Origin of the sequence: Pseudomonas sp. W2Jun17, assembly GCF_023127795.1 — a bacterium.
GTDB lineage: Bacteria > Pseudomonadota > Gammaproteobacteria > Pseudomonadales > Pseudomonadaceae > Aquipseudomonas > Aquipseudomonas synxantha_A.
On record NZ_SPKO01000039.1, the window covers coordinates 40,496 to 61,062 of the forward strand.

15 protein-coding genes, 1 tRNA gene and 2 pseudogenes are annotated in these 20,567 nt (G+C 59.5%); 10 read left to right on the forward strand and 8 right to left on the reverse strand.

The features are described from left to right. Positions 1 to 13: 13 nt before the first annotated feature. Positions 14 to 76 (reverse strand): annotated as a pseudogene (locus tag E4O98_RS25660) (DNA-binding protein); the annotation flags it as partial. 82 nt (positions 77 to 158) lie between these two features. Here E4O98_RS25660 and E4O98_RS25665 point away from each other — a divergent pair. From E4O98_RS25665 to E4O98_RS25690, 6 genes and pseudogenes are all read left to right on the forward strand, one after another. Further along, positions 159 to 290: pseudogene (locus E4O98_RS25665) on the forward strand (transcriptional regulator); the annotation flags it as partial. A gap of 160 nt (positions 291 to 450) precedes the next feature. Then, positions 451 to 1,092, forward strand: coding sequence for a UvrY/SirA/GacA family response regulator transcription factor (gene uvrY / locus E4O98_RS25670; RefSeq protein ID WP_005786991.1), 642 nt, complete (start codon positions 451 to 453; stop codon positions 1,090 to 1,092). Between the two features lies 1 nt (position 1,093). Continuing rightward, a complete protein-coding gene (gene uvrC / locus E4O98_RS25675; protein WP_248136586.1) occupies positions 1,094 to 2,917 on the forward strand; it encodes an excinuclease ABC subunit UvrC in 1,824 nt (607 codons plus the stop codon). A gap of 32 nt (positions 2,918 to 2,949) precedes the next feature. After that, positions 2,950 to 3,510 (forward strand): CDP-diacylglycerol--glycerol-3-phosphate 3-phosphatidyltransferase, encoded by a 561-nt coding sequence (pgsA, locus tag E4O98_RS25680; RefSeq protein ID WP_034135291.1) that lies wholly within the window; start codon positions 2,950 to 2,952, stop codon positions 3,508 to 3,510. Positions 3,511 to 3,570: 60 nt separating this feature from the next. After that, positions 3,571 to 3,646, forward strand: a tRNA-Gly gene (locus E4O98_RS25685). Positions 3,647 to 4,659: 1,013 nt separating this feature from the next. Then, positions 4,660 to 5,409: a glucose 1-dehydrogenase gene (locus E4O98_RS25690; protein ID WP_103735335.1), complete on the forward strand. Its 750-nt coding sequence runs from the start codon at positions 4,660 to 4,662 to the stop codon at positions 5,407 to 5,409. Here E4O98_RS25690 and E4O98_RS25695 read toward each other — a convergent pair. After that, on the reverse strand, positions 5,406 to 6,326 hold the full coding sequence (locus E4O98_RS25695) for an AraC family transcriptional regulator (protein ID WP_103735334.1): 921 nt from the start codon (positions 6,324 to 6,326) through the stop codon (positions 5,406 to 5,408). The genes E4O98_RS25690 and E4O98_RS25695 overlap by 4 nt on opposite strands. 86 nt (positions 6,327 to 6,412) lie before the next feature. Here E4O98_RS25695 and E4O98_RS25700 point away from each other — a divergent pair, with 86 nt between their 5' ends. Next, positions 6,413 to 7,888, forward strand: a complete 1,476-nt coding sequence (locus tag E4O98_RS25700) for an aldehyde dehydrogenase family protein (RefSeq protein ID WP_248136587.1) — start codon at positions 6,413 to 6,415, stop codon at positions 7,886 to 7,888. A 256-nt stretch (positions 7,889 to 8,144) separates the two neighbouring features. Here the strand turns inward: E4O98_RS25700 and E4O98_RS25705 are convergent, their stop codons facing one another. The 4 genes from E4O98_RS25705 to E4O98_RS25720 all read right to left on the reverse strand — a co-directional run bounded on the left by E4O98_RS25705 (position 8,145) and on the right by E4O98_RS25720 (position 15,131). Then, positions 8,145 to 9,605 (reverse strand): efflux transporter outer membrane subunit, encoded by a 1,461-nt coding sequence (locus E4O98_RS25705; protein WP_248136588.1) that lies wholly within the window; start codon positions 9,603 to 9,605, stop codon positions 8,145 to 8,147. A gap of 10 nt (positions 9,606 to 9,615) precedes the next feature. Further along, positions 9,616 to 12,717, reverse strand: a complete 3,102-nt coding sequence (locus E4O98_RS25710; RefSeq protein WP_248136589.1) for a MexW/MexI family multidrug efflux RND transporter permease subunit — start codon at positions 12,715 to 12,717, stop codon at positions 9,616 to 9,618. An 18-nt stretch (positions 12,718 to 12,735) separates the two neighbouring features. Beyond that, positions 12,736 to 13,851, reverse strand: a complete 1,116-nt coding sequence (locus E4O98_RS25715) for an efflux RND transporter periplasmic adaptor subunit (protein ID WP_248136590.1) — start codon at positions 13,849 to 13,851, stop codon at positions 12,736 to 12,738. Positions 13,852 to 13,913: 62 nt separating this feature from the next. Continuing rightward, positions 13,914 to 15,131 (reverse strand): MFS transporter, encoded by a 1,218-nt coding sequence (locus tag E4O98_RS25720; protein WP_248136592.1) that lies wholly within the window; start codon positions 15,129 to 15,131, stop codon positions 13,914 to 13,916. Between the two features lie 264 nt (positions 15,132 to 15,395). On the opposite strand from E4O98_RS25720, the gene E4O98_RS25725 reads away from it, so the two are divergent. Further along, positions 15,396 to 16,505 carry a P1 family peptidase gene (locus E4O98_RS25725; protein ID WP_248136594.1) on the forward strand — a complete coding sequence of 370 codons (1,110 nt, stop codon included), beginning with the start codon at positions 15,396 to 15,398 and terminating at the stop codon, positions 16,503 to 16,505. Here the strand turns inward: E4O98_RS25725 and E4O98_RS25730 are convergent. Next, a complete protein-coding gene (locus tag E4O98_RS25730) occupies positions 16,496 to 17,296 on the reverse strand; it encodes a LuxR family transcriptional regulator (protein WP_032876637.1) in 801 nt (266 codons plus the stop codon). The two genes, E4O98_RS25725 and E4O98_RS25730, sit on opposite strands and share 10 nt — an antisense overlap. Positions 17,297 to 17,399: 103 nt before the next feature. Between E4O98_RS25730 and E4O98_RS25735 the strand changes: the two genes are divergently transcribed. Both E4O98_RS25735 and E4O98_RS25740 read left to right on the forward strand, forming a co-directional pair. After that, positions 17,400 to 18,215: a carbon-nitrogen hydrolase family protein gene (locus E4O98_RS25735; RefSeq protein WP_248136596.1), complete on the forward strand. Its 816-nt coding sequence runs from the start codon at positions 17,400 to 17,402 to the stop codon at positions 18,213 to 18,215. Between the two features lie 63 nt (positions 18,216 to 18,278). Beyond that, on the forward strand, positions 18,279 to 19,379 hold the full coding sequence (locus E4O98_RS25740) for a polyamine ABC transporter substrate-binding protein (protein ID WP_248136598.1): 1,101 nt from the start codon (positions 18,279 to 18,281) through the stop codon (positions 19,377 to 19,379). On the opposite strand, the gene E4O98_RS25745 is transcribed toward E4O98_RS25740, so the two are convergent. Then, positions 19,363 to 20,385: an alpha/beta hydrolase gene (locus E4O98_RS25745; protein WP_223018790.1), complete on the reverse strand. Its 1,023-nt coding sequence runs from the start codon at positions 20,383 to 20,385 to the stop codon at positions 19,363 to 19,365. The genes E4O98_RS25740 and E4O98_RS25745 overlap by 17 nt on opposite strands. Positions 20,386 to 20,567 lie beyond the last annotated feature (182 nt).

Below are 20,567 nucleotides of genomic sequence, written 5' to 3' on the forward strand. Positions count from 1 at the left end.
ATACTGATTCAGGAACCGACTTCCCTTGATGTTCCAGCCAGGCCTTGGCTTGTGCAGCGGTGCGGATTCCGGGCATGGTTCAAAACCGCTCAAGTTCGTTCAACGAAGAGATGAGTGTGTCACCTCTTGATGTGTGAAAAATGGGATCATGCATCCAAATGAGTGGAATCGGTTCGCGTTTAAGGCAAGAAAGAGAGCGACTCGGCCTGCCGCAAAAAGTTTTTGGTGAAATCGGAGGCGTTGAAGCCAACGCTCAAGGCAAATATGAAAACGGCGGGCGTGCGCCCCAGGATTCCTGACCTTTTGCCCAATAAATCCGGTCGTCCGCCAGCCGGTGGACGACTACCGAGCAGGCAAACTCCATATATATGACGCTTGCGGCTAGGTCTGCGCCCAGCTTTTTTGCTAAGGTGTTCAGCAATCTATAAGACCATATCGCGAGGTGTCTGCTTGATTAGGGTGCTAGTAGTCGATGATCATGATCTCGTTCGTACAGGCATTACACGAATGCTGGCTGACATCGACGGCCTGCAAGTAGTCGGCCAGGCTGAGTCAGGGGAGGAGTCTCTGATCAAGGCTCGGGAATTGAAACCCGATGTGGTGTTGATGGACGTCAAGATGCCTGGGATCGGCGGTCTTGGTGCCACGACCAAGCTGTTGCGCAGCCACCCGGACATCAAGGTCGTGGTGGTGACGGTGTGCGAGGAAGACCCGTTTCCGACGCGGCTCCTGCAGGCCGGTGCTGCGGGCTACCTGACCAAAGGCGCGGGCCTGGCGGAGATGGTGCAGGCCATTCGCCTGGTCTTTGCCGGCCAGCGTTACATCAGCCCGCAGATCGCCCAACAGTTGGCGATCAAATCCTTCCAGCCCACCAGCGATTCGCCGTTTGATACGCTGTCGGAGCGGGAAATCCAGATCGCCTTGATGATCGTCGGTTGCCAGAAAGTGCAGTCGATCTCCGACAAGCTGTGCCTGTCGCCCAAGACCGTCAATACCTACCGCTATCGCATCTTCGAGAAGCTCGCCATCAGCAGTGATGTTGAATTGACCCTGCTCGCGGTGCGCCACGGCATGGTGGACGCCAGCGCCTGACATGACTACGCCGTTTGATCCAAGTGCCTTTCTCTCGACCTGCAGTGGCCGCCCCGGCGTGTACCGCATGTTCGACAGCGAGGCACGCCTGCTGTATGTGGGCAAAGCCAAGAACCTCAAGAACCGGCTGGCGAGTTATTTTCGCAAGTCCGGCCTTGCGCCGAAAACCGCTGCCCTGGTGGCACGTATCGCCCAGGTCGAAACCACCATCACCGCCAATGAAACCGAGGCGCTGCTGCTTGAGCAGACGCTGATCAAGGAATGGCGGCCGCCGTACAACATCCTGCTGCGTGACGATAAATCCTACCCTTACGTGTTTTTATCGGATGGCAACTTCCCGCGCCTGAGCATTCATCGCGGGGCTAAAAAACAAAAGGGCAAGTACTTCGGGCCTTATCCCAGCGCAGGTGCGATCCGTGAAAGCCTGAGCCTGCTGCAAAAAACCTTTTTTGTACGCCAGTGCGAAGACAGCTTCTACAAGAACCGCACGCGGCCGTGCCTGCAATACCAGATCAAGCGCTGCAAGGCGCCCTGTGTGGGCCTGGTTGAGCCGGCAGAGTACGCTGAGGATGTGCGCCACTCGGTGATGTTCCTCGAAGGGCGCAGCAATGCGCTCACCGATGAGCTGTCCGGGGCCATGGAGCAGGCGGCCAGCACCCTGGATTTCGAAAAGGCTGCCGAGCTACGTGACCAGATCTCTCTGCTGCGTCGCGTCCAGGACCAGCAAAGCATGGAAGGCGGCACCGGTGACGTCGACGTGATCGCCGCGTTCGTCAATCCGGGCGGCGCCTGTGTGCACCTGATCAGCGTGCGTGGCGGGCGGGTGCTGGGCAGCAAGAACTTCTTCCCGCAGACCGGTATCGACGAAGACGTTGCAGAAGTGATGGCCGCGTTCCTTGGCCAGTACTACGTCAGTAGCCCTGAGCGCGACCTGCCGTCGGAGCTGATCGTCAACGTGGTGCATGAAGACTTTCCCACCTTGATCGAAGCGATCCACGAGCTGCGCGGTCGCGAGTTGGACATCAGCCACCGCGTACGCGGCACCCGTGCCCGCTGGCAGCAACTGGCCGTGACCAACGCCGAACAGGCCCTGGGCGCGCGGCTGGCGAACCGACAGCACGTCGCTGCACGCTTCGACGCCCTGGCCGAAGTCCTCAACCTGGACGAGCCGCCCCAGCGCCTGGAGTGCTACGACATCAGCCACTCCAGCGGTGAGGCCACGGTTGCTTCCTGCGTGGTATTCGGGCCGGAAGGGCCGATCAAGTCCGACTACCGGCGCTACAACATCGAAGGCGTTACCGCCGGCGATGACTACGCCGCGATGCACCAGGCGCTCACGCGGCGTTTCAGCAAGTTGAAGGACGGGGAGGGCAAGTTGCCCGATATCCTGCTGGTAGACGGCGGCAAGGGCCAGTTGTCCATGGCGCGAGACGTGCTCAACGAACTGGCGGTGCCCGACCTGATCCTGCTCGGCGTCGCCAAGGGCACCACGCGCAAGGCCGGTTTCGAGACGTTGTACTTGAATGATGCCGCCCATGAGTTCACGTTGAAGGGCGACTCGCCTGCGCTGCACCTGATTCAACAAATTCGCGACGAAGCCCACCGTTTCGCCATTACCGGCCACCGCGCGCGCCGTGGCAAAACCCGGCGAACCTCAACCCTGGAAGGGGTGGCAGGGGTTGGCCCGACGCGGCGTCGCGACTTGCTTAAACATTTTGGTGGCTTGCAGGAGCTCTCCCGTGCCAGCATTGACGAAATAGCCAAAGCACCCGGTATCAGTAAAAAGCTCGCTGAATTGATTTATGCCAATCTGCACAGCGAATAGAATGCCTTCTCACCTCGTAGCCAGTTGTGCCGATGAATATCCCTAATCTGATCACCGTACTACGCGTCCTGCTTATCCCGATTTTCATTTTGTTGTTCTATTTGCCGTATGAATGGAGCTACGTCGCGTCCAGTTCGGTATTTGCATTCGCAGCCGCCACCGACTGGCTCGACGGCTACCTGGCCCGCCGCCTGGAACAGAGCACGCCGTTCGGCGCGTTCCTCGACCCCGTGGCCGACAAACTCATGGTCGCCGTCGCCCTGGTGCTGCTGGTGCAGGAACACGGCAACCTGTGGCTGACCCTGCCGGCCGCCGTCATCATCGGCCGCGAGATCGTCGTCTCGGCCCTACGCGAATGGATGGCCGAAATCGGCGCCCGCGCCCACGTCGCCGTATCGAACATGGGCAAATGGAAAACTGCCGCGCAGATGCTCGCGCTGGTCATCCTGCTGGCCAACCCGTCGGACTTCACATTCTGGGTGCTCACCGGCTACGCCCTGCTGCTGGTCGCCGCAGGCTTGACGCTGTGGTCCATGCTGCAATATCTGCGTGCGGCCTGGCCCCATCTGCGAACCACTGTTGAAAAGAAATAAAACTTTTTTGAATCAAGGGGTTGACGGGTGCTGAGGATTCTATAGAATGCGCATCACCAAGCGGGAATAGCTCAGTTGGTAGAGCACGACCTTGCCAAGGTCGGGGTCGCGAGTTCGAGTCTCGTTTCCCGCTCCAAGCATTAATGAAAAAGCCACTCTAACGAGTGGCTTTTTTTTGCCTGCGATTTGTGGAATAGACGCTTTGGCGTCGTTTTTCGTTTCTTGAGAAAACCACTGAAATCCAGGGTGATCGGTAAATCTAGGTACCGTTCCAGGTGCTGTCTCATGGCCAGGCTCGAACCCGCATTGTTGCTGGATACTCTCAGGTCGTGAGACGAGCTGTTCACCCCATCATTGGTTCGGGCTGGCCTTAAATGACACTGAAATCAATTAAAATTCGATGTGTCCGGGGTGAGTAAAATTCGGTGACTCAATTTTCTGAACCCTCTGCCAACCCCGATAGTTGATCCAGTTCTGTGTAGTCAGATGATGTTTCTACAGCCGTAAAGTCGTGATCATTTGTTTTATGAGCGTGCTCCTGAATCGTTGTGAAATCTTCGTTGTCAGGGTTATGGACAGGTACCATTTCTATTTGAAGGGCAGGGCCGAACGGAGCGCAGCTTGAACTCTTCTTCAGAACCATCGCCCAGGATTTGGGTGAGCTTAAAGCGCTGAGCGTGGGGCAGAGCAGTGATGAGGTGGTCCGTTTACTGCATCGGATTCGGGGCGCGCTGGCGGTCGGCAAAGCCAAGAGCCTGATCCAGTTGTGTCGCGAGCTGGAGATCGCTGTCGCACGGGATGGGCTGGCCCACACCCATGCAGATGTTGCAGCGTTTATCCAGCGCGTCGAATGCGCTATTGAGATTTATAAGCTTGGAATGCCGCCCCGTTCAGGCAGATCCCCACCGCATAAGGCTACAAAGCCGACCCCGAGTCGTTTCTTGGAGAACGATGCTGCAGATAGCTATAACGTCGGCGATACGTCTGCCTCCTCATGGTCAGTTTCAACTTCTCCTTGACTGATCACTATGACCGTCTGCCATCTGGACGATCACAAAGCTTTTCTGGAGCACTGGCTATTAACCGGTTCCCGCCATCCTCTTAAGCTGGCTTGACTGATTTTCAGCCAGCAACAAGTAGGAAGTGAACATGAAAAGGTTGCATAAGAAAGTCGCGCTGGTGACTGGTGCCTCCAAGGGCATCGGCGCAGCGATTGCCAAGCAATTGGCCCAGGATGGCGCCACTGTGATCGTCAACTATGCCAGCAGTCGCTTAGACGCCGAGCGAGTGGTTGAGCAGATTTTGCAAACCGGCGCCAGGGCCTACGCGGTGCAGGCGGACGTGTCCAACAGCACTGACCTCAAGGCGTTGTTCAAGACCATCGTGCATGAGCATGGCCATCTCGACATTCTGGTCAACAATGCCGGTGTCTATTCGACCAGTCCCCTGGCCGATATCACCGAACAGGAGTTTCACCGTCAATTCAACCTCAACGTTCTAGGGCTGATCCAATGCACACAAGCTGCCGTTGAAGTGTTCAACGTGCTGGGGGGCAGCATCGTCAATGTCAGCTCAAGCGTGACTTCGTTCACGCCGGCCAACTCAACGGTGTACACCGCGTCCAAGGCTGCGGTTGACGCGATCACCCGCACGCTGGCCAATGAACTGGGGCCGAGAAATATCCGGGTCAACTCGGTCAACCCAGGGTTGGTCGTCACCGAGGGCGTGCACGCCAGTGGCTTCTTCGAAGATGCGTTCCGTCAGAAAATCGAAGCGATCACGCCGCTGGGCCGCATCGGTCAGCCCGAAGACATCGCACCCGCCGTCGCCTTCCTGGCGTCGTCCGATGCAAGCTGGATCACCGGTGAAACCCTGATAATCGGCGGTGGCCTGCACTAAGCCTGGGTGGCGTGCTCGCGCACATAGTGGCGGGGCGACTGTGACATCACGCGCTTGAATGCGGTACTGAATGCGCTTTCGGACTCATAACCCAATGAGAACGCGATGGTGGAGACCGAGTCATCGGAGTTTTTCAGTCGGTCGCTTGCCAGCAACATCCGCCAGTACGTCAGGTATTCCATCGGTGCTGCGCCCACCACTTGCTTGAAGCGCAACGCGAACGCCGAGCGCGACATGGTAGCCCGTTGCGCCAACTCCTGGACGCTCCAGCGATGGGAAGGGTCAGCGTGCATGGCACTCAGAGCGACACTGAGGTGACGGTCAGCCAAGCCGTAAAACCAACCAGTGCCGTTGTTCTCCAGCGTTGCCAGGTGGGTGCGTAGTACTTCGACCAGCATCAGGTGCGCCAAGTGCTCATTCATCAGCGAGCGGCCGGGGCGCTTCTGCTGTAGCTCCGACGTGAACCGTTCCAGCGCCCAGCGCAGGAGCGATGCCTGCGGTTCATTGGCCTGCACGTGAACCATTGAGGGCAGGCTGCTGAGTAATAACTGGGTAGGAACACCGCTGAAGTCAAACCGGCCACCGACCAATTGCGTGTCGTTGCCGCCGTAATGCAGGGCCAGTTCGTCCGTTGCGAGGGTTTGAAAGTGACCATCGGAATTCATCAGCGGCTGGGACATATCGCTGTAGAGCGAAAAAGGCATGCCCCGAGTCATCAGAAAGCAATCGCCTTGGTGCAGGCGCTGCGGCTGCTGTTCGCCCTCTACGTGCAGCCAGCAACTGCCCTTGATCACCGCCGTGAACTTGATGCCTTCGCGCTCGGGAAAGGTGAAAGCCCAATCACCGCCCAGGGAAAGCGTGGCGGAGTGGTAATTACGGATTCTCAACAGTGAAAGAACGTCGGACAGAGGATCCATGCATCACCTGGTTGGACGAATAATAAAGTAATCGCGATTTTATATCAGAGCTAATCCAGATTTCATCTTTAAATGTGAGGTTCTCCATGCAAATCAATTTCGATAAGTCTTATGGCCCGCTGATCGATGGCGTGTTTGAAACTGAGGATAAGTCGCGCTCGTTTGCTGCGGTCGACCCTGCCACGGGCAGACACCTAGCTTACATTCATTATTGTGACGCCAAAGATGTTGATCGCGCTGTGAAGGCCGCGCATGCAGCGTTTCCAGCCTGGCGTACCCTGGGTCAGCAGATGCGCGCACGCCTGGTGAACCTCTTGGCGGACGAGATCGAAGAGCACAGCGAACGTCTGGCCATGATCGATGCCCATGACGTGGGGCGCTGCATCAGCGAAGTACGCAAGGACTACCTGACTGCTGTCCGGCACTACCGCTATTTCGCCTCGGTTATCATGGCCCATGAAGACACCGGCCGTGAAATTGAAGGCGGTTATGCCATTGCCAAGCGTGAACCACTTGGCGTTTGCGGGCAGATCATTCCCTGGAACGCGCCGGCGATCATGGCCGCGTTCAAGCTCGCCTCCGCGCTGGTAGCCGGCAATACCGTCGTGCTCAAACCTGATGAAAATGCTTCGGTGTCGACGCTGGAACTGGGCAAGTTGATCAACAAGATCTTTCCCGCCGGGGTGGTGAACATGGTCACTGGGTTGGGAGAGATAGTCGGTGCAGCATTGAGCGAGCATCCTCTGGTCAGGAAACTGTCATTTACCGGCAGTACCGAAGTCGGCCGCACAGTAGCCGGTGTTGCAGCCCGGCGCCTCGTGCCTTCAACACTGGAGCTGGGCGGCAAGAGTGCCAATATCGTATTCCCTGACATCGACGACATCGATGCGGTGGTCGACAACGCCACTTTCGCGGCCATTCATAACAATGGGCAGTCGTGCCTGGCTGGCACTCGTTTGTTTGTGCATGCCTCGATCGCAGAGGCGTTTCAGGAAAAGCTGATAGCCGCGTTCAAGCGTGTGAGAGTAGGAGCACCCTTGGCAGAGGATTCACGGGTCAGTTGTGTGGTCAACGCCCAACAAGGTGAGCGCGTGTTGAGTTACATCACCATGGGCCTGGAAGAGGGCGCCGAGTTGCTCGCAGGTGGCGGCCGGGCTGCAGTCCCAGGTTGTGAAAATGGCTACTTCATTCAGCCAACGTTGTTACTTGCACGTAACGACATGAGCATCTGCCAGGAAGAGATTTTTGGCCCGGTGCTATCGCTGATCGTGTGGGACGACTATGAAACGATGATCGCCCAAGCCAATGACACTGAATATGGGTTGGCCTCCGGGATCTACACCAGCAATTTGCAGCACGCTATGGAGACTGCAGCACGGCTGGAGGCAGGTTCGGTGTGGATCAATCGTTACTCGAACATTACCGATGGCACTGCGTTTGGAGGGTATAAGAACAGTGGGATTGGGCGTGAGTTTTGTCGGGAGACGCTCAATGCTTATACACAGATAAAGACGATCACAATGCAGGCGCGTGCACCACTGCCCTGGTTTGCAGGCGTGTAATTCAACGGGGATCTGCGCGCAGCCGTAGGGTGCGCGCATGACTTGCCCCTTCATGATTTCAACGATTGTACGTGGTTAAATTCGCCGCAAACTACCCCTTCACTTGTCCGACCTGCACTGGCATGTACTCGGCGCCGCCTCGGCAGCCATGTTCCAGTTCCTTGCTGCGTCCAGGCACCTATTCATTGCGCATCAATGCCGTGCTGGCCGGCTCAGGATCGGCCACGGGCGTGGCCGATTACCTTGGGAGTTAGGCTTACCCGCGAGGGCCTTGTCCGGTAACCGCATACGAACTGAGCGGCTCCGGCGCACGCCAGCCACCACCCAACGCTTTATAGAGTTGCACCACATTGAGATACGACGCGGTCTCTGCCTGCGTCAGCGCGTCCTGAGCATTCAGTTGCGTACGCTGCGCGTCCAGCTCTACCAGATACGCCGCACTACCTGCTTCATAACGCGCATGTGCCAGTCGAGCCGCACGCTCACTTTGCGCTGCTGCTTCAGCCAGGCTACGTACCCGTTGCTGCGACAAGCTATAGGTCGTCAGCGCGCTCTCGGTTTCCTCAATCGCATTCAGCACCACTTGCTCGTAACGCGCTCGGGTGCCCACCTCACGCGCCTGCGCCTCCCGCTGCCGGGCTTTAACACTGGCCAGGTGCAGCGCCGGCCAACTGACCGAGGGCATCACGCTGAACGCGCGGCTGCCGCTGTCGCCCAAATCCCCACCGCGCAAGGCCACGAAGCCGAGGAAGCCGCCCAGGTCAATCCTTGGGTAAAGCTCGGCTGTCACGGCACCAATGTCCGCATTCGAGGCCGCCAAAGCGCGTTCGGCGCTGGCGACATCGGGACGCTGGCGCAGCAAATCGCTGACCTGGCCAATCGGCAAGCGCGTGACCAATGCCGGAAGCGCTTTCAGGTCGGTCAGCGCTTGCAGCTCATTGGGCCGCGAGCCCGTGAGTACGGCGAGCCGATAACGGCTGAGCGCTTGACGGGTTTCCAAACTCGGCAGTGTGGCTTGCACCCGTGCGCGCTCGGCCAGGGCGCTGGCCAGTTCGTCGGCGGTGCCGCGCCCGGCATCCACGCGGCCCTGGACCAGCGCCACGGTTTTTTCCTGATTACTCAGGTTAGCCTGGGCCACCGCTAACTGCCGTTGCGCGCCGCGCAGTTCAAAGTAGTGACGCGCCACGTCGGCGGTCACTACGATACGGGTTTGCGCCAGGTCCGCCGCGACGGCCTCGGCGCGTGCCGAAGACGCCTGCGACAGGCGCTGCAGCCTGCCGAACAGGTCCAGCTCCCACTGCGCATCCAGGCCAGCCTGATAGGTCTTGGCCAGGTTGCGTTCACCGCTTGGGCCGGGGTTGGCTTGGGACAGGCTACGGGAATAAGCCCCGCTGGCGGTCACCGTTGGCAGTTGGTCCAACTGACGCTGATCCAGCACCGCACGTGCCTCCAGCAGCCGGGCCTGGGCGATGCGCAGGTCATGGTTACGCGCCAGCGCTTGATCGATCAGCGCATCCAGTTGTGGGTCCTGGAATTGTCGCCACCAATCCTGTTGTAGGCGGGTGCTGCTATACAGCGCGTTATCGGGGCTTTGAGTCAGCTCTACTGCGGGCTCGTTACTGGCCCGGTAGTCCGGGCCAACGGTACAGCCCGTCATCCAGGCCGAGCAGACCAGCAGCGCGAGCGGGCGAATCACGAAGGTATTAAAGGGGTGCATATATGTCTCCTTACACCGTCTGGGTCGTGGCGGCGTCGGCTGCATCGGCAGCGGCCAGCGCACGGGCGCGGGGTGTGGTGGCCGCGATACGATGGTCGACGGCAATGAACGAATACATGGTCGGCAAAACCAGCAAAGTGAACAGCGTACCCACCAACATGCCCACCACGATCACCAGGCCAAGGTCATAACGGCTATGGGCACCGGCACCGGAGGCGAACAGCAGGGGAATCAAGCCCGCCACCATCGCCGCCGTGGTCATCAGGATCGGCCGCAGGCGCATCTTCGCCGAGTGCAGAATTGCCTCACGACGATCCAGGCCCTGCTTGACCTGCATCTCATTGGCGAACTCCACCATCAGGATGCCGTGTTTGCTGATCAGGCCGATCAGGGTCACCAGGCCGATCTGTGTGTAGATATTGATGGTCGCCATGCCCAAGGCCAGTGGAATCAATGCACCGCATATCGACATCGGCACGCTGATCAGAATGATCAACGGGTCACGCAGGCTTTCATACTGCGCAGCGAGTACCAGGTAGATCACGATGATTGCGAACAGGAACGCCATGACCAGCGCGCCGCTTTCCTGATGATATTGGCGTGCATCCGAAAGCCAGTCGTAGGTGAAACCCGGCGGCAGCAGTTTGGCTCGCGCCTCGAGGAACTTCACCGCGTCGCCCATGGCCACGCCTGGGTTGGGGATCGCCTGGAAGATCGCCGAGTTGAGCTGGTCGAACTGGGTCAGTTGATTGGGCTCAACGCCGGTGGAGACGCTGACGAGGTTGGACAGCGGTACTTGCCCACCGCTGGCGCTGGTCACATAAAAGCGCGACAGCGCTTCAGGCGTCAGCCGCTCGCCGCGCAGGCTCTGCGGGATCACATCGTAGGAGCGGCCGTCCATGGCAAAGCGGTTGACGTAGTTTTCGCCCACCAGCACCGCCAGGGTGTCGCCCAGATCCTTCATGGTCACGCCCAGGCTGTTGGCCTTGGTGCGGTCGACTTTGATCTTGATCACCGAGTTGTTGTAGTCCAGGTCGCTGTCGACCACCATGAACAAGCCGCTTTCACGTGCAGCGTGCTTGAGTGCTTCCATCGCCTCATAGACCACGCTGTAGTCACCGGCGCTCTTGATCACCATCTGTACCGGCAGGCCACCGGTCGAGCCTGGCAGTGAAGGCAACTGGAAGGCAAAGACGTTGCTGCCCTCGATGGTGTTGGCGCGGTTCTGCATATCGCCCTGAATCTGGTCAGCGTTGCGCTCGCGTTTTTCCCAATCGACGAAGTTGACCCCGCCGATGCTGTTGGATACGCCGTTGCTGCCGTTGACCAGCCACAGGTTGCTCTGCTCCGGCAATGTCCCCATGGCTTCGTTCCACTGTTTGCCGAACTTCTCGACGTAGTCGATGTTGGCGTTTTGTGGAGACTTGATGGCCGTTAACACCGTGGACTGGTCCTCGGTGGGCGCCAGTTCGGTCTGGGCACGGCTGTATAGCCAGGGCACGCTGATCAGCACGATGACCGCAATCGTAAACGTGACCCAACGGTGGTGCAGCGACAGATCCAGCACCCGGCCATACGCGCTGCCGAGACGGTGAAAGAATCTCTCGGCCTTGCGCGCCATCCAGCCTTCGTTCATCTGGCTGTTGAGCAGCAGTGAGCTCATGACCGGCGACAGCGTAAGCGCGATAATGCCTGAGACCACCACCGAGCCGGCCAAGGTGAAGGCGAACTCCTTGAACAGCGAGCCGGTCAGCCCGCCCATGAGGCCTATGGGCGCATACACGGTCGCCAGCGTCAGGGTCATCGCAATCACCGGCGCTGCCACCTCACGTGCGCCCAGCAGGGCTGCATATGTGGGAGACTTGCCTTCTTCGATATGACGGTGAACGTTCTCCACCACAATGATCGCGTCATCCACCACCAGGCCGATGGCCAATACCATCGCCAGCAAGGTCAGCAAGTTAATGCTGAACCCGAACATCGACATGAATGCGGCCGCACCCAACATCGACAAGGGAATGGTGACCACCGGGATGATCACTGCCCGCGCCGAGCCGAGGCTTAAGAAAATCACCAGTACCACGATGGCAATGGCTTCGCCCAGCGTACCGAGTACTTCATCAATCGATGCGCTGATAAAACGTGCCAGCTCAAACGGCACAGCGACTTTCACGTCCGGCGGAAGGTTGGCGCGGATCCCCGGCAGCAATTCATTTACCTTCTTGACGATCACCAGCGGGTTGGCATTGGGCGCGGCATTCAGGCCGAAAAACACTGCTTGAACTCCGTCCATGGTGGCGCTGGTGTCGGTGGACGCGGCGCCCAGTTCCACGGTAGCGATATCATTCAGGTGCACCACACCGGCAGCGCTGGACTTGACCACCAACTGTCGAAACTCGGCGACATCGACCAGGTCGGTGTTGATCTGGATATCCGACACCACATACAAACCCTTGGCCTGGCCGGGCGCAGCCTGCACGTTGTTATTCAACAGGGCCTGGGCCACATCGCTGCCGGAAATGCCATGGGCGGCCATGCGATTGGCATCCAGCCAGATACGCATGGCCATTGTCTGCCCGCCGCTGAGGTTGATGCTGCCGACCCCTTCGATGGAAGACAGTTGCGGTTGCACCACGCGCTGCAAGTAGTCCGAGAGTGCGGCGGTGGACAGGGTCGGGCTGGAAAAACCCACATAGGCCACGGCTGTGGCCTCACCGGAGGACTTCACAATCACCGGATCGTAAGCCTGCTCCGGCAAGCGGTATTTGACCTCGTTGACCTTGGCCATCACCTGGGTCATGGCCTTGTTGGAGTCGGCGTTGAGCTTCATGCGCACGGTGATCACGCTTTTGCCCTGGGTCGACGTCGAGCTCATGTAGTCGACGTCTTCCACGGTGGCGACCGATTGCGCGATGGCCTGGGTGACGAAACCCTGCATCAGTTGCGGCGAAGCACCGGGGTACTGGGTGGTGATCGTCAGCGTGGAGCTTTCCGTCAGGGGGTACTGACGAATCGGCAGGTTGTTTATGGCCAGCAGCCCCATCAATAAAATCAGGGTGCTGACCACCAGCGCCAACACCGGGCGCCGCACGAACAAGTCGGTGAATTTCATTTTCAGATCCTTGGTGTATCAGCGGCTTGCGGCTTGGTCGAGCCCGACGGTGTCCTTGAGCGCGATGCGTACCAGGGCGCCGCTGCTCAAGCGCAACTGGCCGGAGGTGACCACGCGATCACCGGCCTTTACGCCGTCAAGCAGCACGACCCGGCCATCCGAGCGTTCGCCGGTCTCCACGTAGACTTGGCGTACCGTGTTGGTCAGTTGGGTATCAGCGCCCTCGACGACGTAGACAAAGTCACCGTAGGCGCTGTAGCTCACGGCTGTTTCAGGCACGCTGATCACGTCTTTTTTGGCTGGCAGATGGACTTCGCCATTGGCGTACATGCCGGGTGACAGCAGGTTGTCCGGATTCGGAACCGTGGCCTGGACCAGCACCGTGCGGGTGCCGGGGTCGATACGTGGTTCGAGGGTACTGACGTGGCCCATGAACAAGCGCTGGGGGTACGCGTCTACGCTGACGCTCATCTCCTGGCCCGTTTTGAGCTGTGCCAGGGCACGTTCGGGCAGGGTGATGTTGGCGTACAGCGTCTGTGCGTCGGTCAGCGACACCATGGCATCTCCGGCCTGCACGAACTGGCCCAGGTTGACCTTGCGTACACCCAGCACGCCGGTGAAAGGGGCCTTGATGCGTTTCTGATCGATCAGCGCCTTGATCCGCACGATATCGGCCAGCGCCTGGGAGTAGGCGGACTGCACCTGATCCAGTTCCTCTTGCGTCGCCGCCTGTTGGGGCAGCAAGCGTTGGGTTCGTTGCAACTTGGCCTTGGCGTTGGCGGCCTGGGCCTGAAGCCTGGCCAGTTCGCCTTGCTCCGGCGCATCGTTGAGTCGCACCAGAGTTTGCCCGGCTTTCACCCGCTCGCCGGGTTGGAATGCAATGGCACGTACCAGGCCACCGCTTTCGGCGGTGACCATGACTTGGTGGGTGGCTTCCAGTTCACCGATACCCGCCAACGTGTTAGGCATATCGGCTTGCGTGGCGGTGGCGACGGCTACCTGGATGGCCGGCGCAGCCGTTCCGGCCGTCGTTTGGGTAGGTTGCGCAGAGGTGGACTGCCGGTACAAGCCGACGGCGCCGCCAATGGCGAGCACCGCAGCAATCGTGACGCACACTTTAAGTTTTTTATGCATGATTCCGGTACTGACGTAAGGCAAAAAATTAAGAGCCCTGATGGCTCAACGGTGACGAGCGCTCAACTGGACTGTTGATGCGCATGAGGGAGTCGGACCCGTGCAGCGAGAATCGCCAGCACGGCACCGAGCCCCAGAAAAAAGACCAAGGCGGCGAGCACGCTCGGGGCAAGCCCCATCGAATCCACCAGTAGCCCAAGCGGAATAGGCACAGCGTTGAACAGGTAGATGGTCATATAGAAATACGCCACCAACTTGGCGTGGCAGTTGGCGGGAGCCAGCTGATTGATCAGCCGCGCACTGCCGACAAAAATGGCCCCGTAGGCATAGCCGCCGATTACCAGGGCCAACGCGGCGAGCGTCAGCGAATGGACCGAGAAGGCCGTCAGCAGGAGCAGGAAGGCCGCACACTGGGCGAGCAGCCCAGAACGCAATGCACGCGCTGCATCCAGGCGTTTGCAATACAGCTGGCTGGCCCCGGCGATCAACAGGTACACCGCCATGCTGTAGCCAAACATCCCACGGTCACTCAAGCCCAGTTGCTGTTCGGCAGCGCCGGGGCCAATCACGAAGACGCAGGCCGTGAACGACCAGCTGAAAAACACCGACCACGCGCACAAGTGGAAGGGCCGACCAATACCCCGCAGGCTTTCACGTAACGACGCTTGTGCAGTGTGAGCGGCGGTGTGGGCCTGGAGGGCGTGGCGGGGCCAGAGCGCCAGTACGCCGAGGGCGGCGACAGCGACCAGGGCCATGATCGACCAGAAGGGCAGGCTGGCCGGGTACAGGTTCAGTTGCAGTGCCACGCCGCTGAGCACTGGGCCGAAAGCCAACCCCAGGATCATTGCCAAGGTGGCCAGCGTCGCCGCCAACTTGCCGTTGTCGAGCGGACCGAACCGCACCAGCGTCACGTTCACCGCGGTGGTCATGATCCCTGCGCCAAGCCCCGAGATGGCGCGGGCCGCACATAGGGCCCACAACGAATCGCATTCGGCGCACAACCAGGCGCCGATCAGCACCAGTGCAATGGCTGGGAGCAGCAAAAAACGCTGGTCTTTGACATGGCCGGCGATGCGCGCCAGGGTCATCAAAGCCAGCAAAACACCGGCACCGTAGGCGCCGAATATAAACGTCAGGTCCACAGCGTTGATCTGCAGGTGTTCTTGGTAAAAAGGGTACAGCGGCGTGGGTGCGCTGCTGTTCATGAGCGCTGCGGTCAGTGACAGCGCGAGAAAAAACATCAAGCCTTTTGAGCCGTGTTTAGTGATATCGACGGACATGAGTCTCCCAGCCCAGCGCTCAGGGCTTTTGCCGAGTGAATGTTTGCAAGCGGGATGTGAATGCGGTTTAGAGGGCTTTGCCCATTGGCAAATGATACGGACCGGTGCGATTGGCACCATGCCCGAAACCCCAGGCTTCATTTGCCATCGTCCAAAGCGGGGCCGACCTAACTCATCGGGGGTAACAACTGTGGGTTATCGTCAACGGCTGGCCGACTACCTAGACTTGAGCCAATTCTTCACGGGCTTATCGAGAGTAAAAACATGCGCTTACGAGACCTGGGCATCACCATTGGCACGGGCACACCCGGGGCGTTCAACGCCATCACCGACGTGCCCGGCGTTCGCGTCGGCCATCACACCCTCAATGCCGAAAGCACCGACGGCTCGATGCATACCGGTGTGACCATCATCGAGCCGCGGCCGGTCGCAGCTCATCTGGCGCCGTGTTTCGCCGGCGTTCACGTGCTCAACGGCAACGGCGACGCCACCGGTCTGGAGTGGATTCGCGAAGCAGGCTTGCTGACCACACCCATTGCCTACACCAATACCCACAGCGTCGGCGTGGTACGTGATGCACTGGTGGCCGCCGAACGTGAAATGGGCAAGCAACACACCTATTGGTGCATGCCGGTGGTGCTGGAAACCTACGATGGCATTTTGAGCGATATCTGGGACCAGCACGTCACCGCCGAGCATGTGCACGCCGCATTGGCGGATGCACACAGCGGCCCGGTGCAGGAAGGCTGCGTGGGCGGCGGTAACGGGATGATCTGCCATGAATTCAAAGGTGGGATTGGTACGTCGTCTCGCGTGCTGAGCGCCGAAGAGGGCGGCTGGACCGTGGGCGCACTGGTGCAGGCCAACTACGGCGTACGCAGCGCCTTGCGCGTGGCGGGTTACCCGGTGGGCAGCGTATTGCAGGACACGCCTTCGCCTTATGACGGGCCGGTGAACGTCGGCGTGCCTGGCATGGGGTCTATCGTGATCACCATCGCCACCGACGCGCCCTTGGTGCCCCATCAATGCACACGCCTGGCACAGCGTGCGAGTATCGGTTTGGCGCGGGTCGGTGGCGGCACCGAAGACGACAGCGGCGACATCTTCATCGCGTTCTCTGTAGGCAATACCGGCTTGCCGGTTGCTAATCTCGGGCAACCCGGCCCGCCGACCACGGCCTTACAGATGGTCAATAACGACTACATCTCCGCGTTGTTTGTGGCCGCTGCGGACGCCGTCGAGGAAGCAATTCTCAATGCTCTGTTGGCCGCCAACGACCTGCAGGGCCGTGGCCGACAAGCACTGGCGCTCAAACCTGAACAATTGCTGGCGGCGATGACGAAGGTGGGTTGGACGGCTGCTGTTCACTCCTGAGCCTGAAGGAACAATAGGAACAGCTCGGACTGGGATTTGATCCCCAGCTTGTTGTACATGTGCTTGCGATGCACCTTGACCGTTTCGGCAGAGATCGCCAGCTTGCGGGCGATCTCTTTGTTCGAGCAGCCACTGAGCATCAACTGCGCTACCTCGGCTTCACGGCTCGACAACGCCGAGCTGATCTGCAGCGTCGGTGACAGCAGGCGCTCTTGCCAGTCCGTTGACGGCTCTGCTGACGGCGCGCTGTTCGAAGCCTGTTCAAACACGCAGCGCTGACGCATCAGGCCGGCCACCCAGGGCTGGATCAACCGCAGCAGTGCCAGTTGCTCCTGGCTGAAGCGGCAACGGCTGCCCAACGACAGGCTCAGAGTGCGCTGGGGATCGAGTTGCACATTGAGATGTATCTCATCGGCGACCACGTTCAGGCGGAAGTAGCGCTGGTAATAATCGGTCTGCTCAAAACACTCGGGGGCAACGTCGTCCAGTTGAAACAGCCCACTTCGCGGTGATTCGCGATTGGCCAGGTAAAACGGATCGAGCAGGTAAAGCCCCTTGAGGTAGTCCTGGAACAGCGAGTCGGTGCCGCCTTCCTCCGTAGGCGATTCAGCCAGTACCAGTGGCCTGCCAGGGTTGAAGATCAGTACCACCCAGCTGTCCACCGGCACATAGCGCCCGAGCAAACGCGTCATGGATACCCAGAAGTGCGGTTGGTCGAGGTTTTCGATCAGCCGCCCGACCGCGTCATGCCAGGCCACATCCTGCAAGGTCAGATTGGTTTGACTACCCATTGCGGGGTACCCCATTGAAGTGATTTTTTCCCATTGCGCTGCACCCCATACTCATTTGAAGGCCCGGGTAAATTCGGGTTTCCACTTTGCCCAAGGACCTGCCATGAACATCGAACTCTTGCAGTTAGCCGGCCGCGACGGTGATACCGCTTATAACCTGGGACGCACCTTGGAGACCATCGCCAACTGCAACGCGGATACCGACTTGCTGGTATTTCCGGAAACCCATTTGATGGGCTTCGTCGGTGGCGAACAACTGGCCAAGGTCGCCGAGCCTCTGGACGGCCCGACGCTGCAAACCGTGCAGCAGGCGGTGCGCCAACGCAATGTGTCGGTTGTGATTGGCTTGGTCGAACGTGATGCGGACGCCTATTACAACACCTCGGTATTGATCACACCCGAGGGTATTGCCCTGCGCTATCGCAAAACCCATCTGTGGCCCTCCGAGCGCGCCGACATCACGCCAGGCGATCGCTTCGTCACTACGCTGTGGAACGGCGTGCGTGTCGGCCTGCTGATCTGCTACGACATCGAGCTGCCGGAAACGGCGCGGGCGCTGGGGCAATTGGGTGCCGAATTGATCATCGTCACCAACGGCAACATGGACCCCTACGGCCCGGTGCATCGCACCGCGATCATGGCCAGGGCCCAGGAAAACCAGGTGTTCTGCGTGATGGTCAACCGCGCGGGGCAGGGCGATGACGGTCTGGTATTTGCTGGCGGCAGCACGGTGGTCGACCCGTTTGGTCGCGTGCCGTACGAAGCCGGGCGCGAAGAAACCCGTCATGCGATCAGTCTGGACCTTGCTCAAATCAAGGCGGCTCGCAGGGATTATCACTACCTCAATGATCGTCGGTTGCTGCTGCAAGGCGAGGCTGTCGAGCATCCCAATGGCCGCCGTGAACTGCTTATTCGCTGACTGCGTTTGTACCCTCCATAACAATAATCAGCTGGTGCGCAGGTGCCGGCCCAGGAGTTCGTGATGATCGCTATTCGATGCATGCAATGGGGGCTGGCTGCCGTTATCAGCGGCGCAATGGCATGCGCTCAGGCGGCGGAGCCGAAGGTCAATATCTATAACTGGTATGACTTCATTGCACCCAACACGCTGAAGGATTTCCAGGCGCAGACCGGCATTCAATCGGCCTACGACGTGTTCGACAACAGCGAGGTCATGCAAAGCAAACTCATGGCCGGGCGCAGTGGCTATGACGTGGTGGTCGCTACCGGCGACCTGTTGCCGAACCTGATCAAGGCCGGCGTGCTCAAGGAACTGGATCGCTCGCAACTGCCCAACCTGTCACATCTGGATCCGGATATCCTGGCAAAGGTCAGCAGCAACGACCCCGGTAATCGTTTTGCCGTGCCTTATCTGTGGGGCACCACCGGCATCGGTTACGACGTCGCCAAAGTCCACGCGCTCCTGGGTGACAACGCACCGGTAGATTCCTGGGACCTGATTTTCAAAGAAGAAAACCTCGCCAAGCTGGGCGAGTGCGGCGTAGCCATGTTGGATGCACCCGCTGAAATCATCCCGATCGCCTTGCAGTATCTGGGGTTGCCCTATAACAGCCAGAACCCGGAAGACTACCTCAAGGCCCAGGCCCTGCTGTTGAAACTGCGCCCGCACATTCGCTACTTCGACTCCTCGCGCTTTATCACCGATCTGGCCAATGGCGATATCTGCGCTGTCGTCGGCTGGGCGGGCGGCGTAATGGACGCTCGCAAAGCGGCCGATGCCGCCGGCAATGGTCGCCGGATCCAGTACAGCATTCCCAAGGAAGGCGCGCCGATCTGGGTGGAAAACCTGGTGCTGCTCAACGATGCACCGAATCCCCAGCAGGGCCTGGCGTTCATCGACTACATGCTGCGCCCGCCGGTGATTGCCGCGTCGTCCAATTACCTCAGCTATGCCAATGCCAACAAGGACGCCAAAGGGCTGGTTGATGCGAAGGTGCGCGATAATCCTGGGGTTTATCCTTCCAAGGCAGTGCTGGATACGCTGTTTGCGCTGGAGCCGCTGCCGTTGAAACTGGAGCGGGTGCGTACGCGGGTCTGGAGCAAGGTCAAGAGTGGGACCTGAGCTTGCGTAGCCAGGTGCTTATGGCTTCAACGAGTTCGACCTTGCATTCCACCGGCAACCAATGCCCGCCGGGTAGGCTTGCCACGGTGAGATCTACGCAGGCCGCCCGCATTGGATCGCCCAGCTGATTACCTTTGATGGTGTTCATTTGATCGTAGTCGCCGTTCACAAACAGTACGGGCAATGACAAGAGGCCGCCATTTAACGCCCGGTGCGCATATTCAATGTTGGCATCGTCGTTTAAATACCAGGCGCAGGGAGCGCGGAAACCCTGCGCCTGGAAACTGCGCACCAATTGCGCGAAGTCTGCAGGCGGCCAGAGTGCAAGGTCTGGCTGGGTGAGGGGGGCCCGGTGCGCTTGGCCGAACCGCCCGCCCTTGCGGGTCACTTCGGCATTCGCTGCAATCTTGCCGATATTCGCCGGGTCGCCTCGGCGATAAATCGACGCCAGCGACGCGGCTTTATCCGCATCAAGGTCAGCGACAGCGCACGCAAAGTGCGTGTTGTAGTAGCGGTAATAATCCCATTGACCGTCCGGATACGTGTCCGCCGGGTAGATCGAGCGATCAACCAGCGGGACGAGCGTTGGCAGCGCGTTAGTGGTGGGGAAGTACGGGACCGAAATCAATACAACACCGCAACTGCGCTGAGGCTCATGAGCGACCAGTTCACCCGCCACGACGCTGCCCCAATCGTGGCCTACCCAAATGGCGGGCCTGCCACCGAGATGGTCGTGAAGCTCTGCCATGTCGGCCACGATGTTTTCAAGGGTGTACGCCTGCGTGGGCGCGGGTGCAGAAGAACGACCATAACCGCGCATGTCGGGTGCAACGCAGTGCCAGCCTTGTGCCGCGAATGCTTGGATCTGTGCGCGCCAGATCAGGCTGAGCTCCGGCCAACCGTGCAGGAACAGCATCAATGGCCCATCGGCCGGTCCCATCTCTACATAGTGCGTCGTATGGCGCGGTGTATTGAGAACACGCGAGGTCAGCTTGGAAGTGGACACAGTCTCTCCTCATGCTACGTCGGCTGATAAACTCGAAGCGGCAACACTATACTGAGCGGTAGGCTTCATGTTTCGTTCCCATTCGGCGCTTCCAGCGCCCGAGGCAAAGTCTTGCGTGTGAATGAAATTTATCCAAGGTGGAATGCTTTCTCGGTACATACACTCAGGGAAGAGCGAAAGGC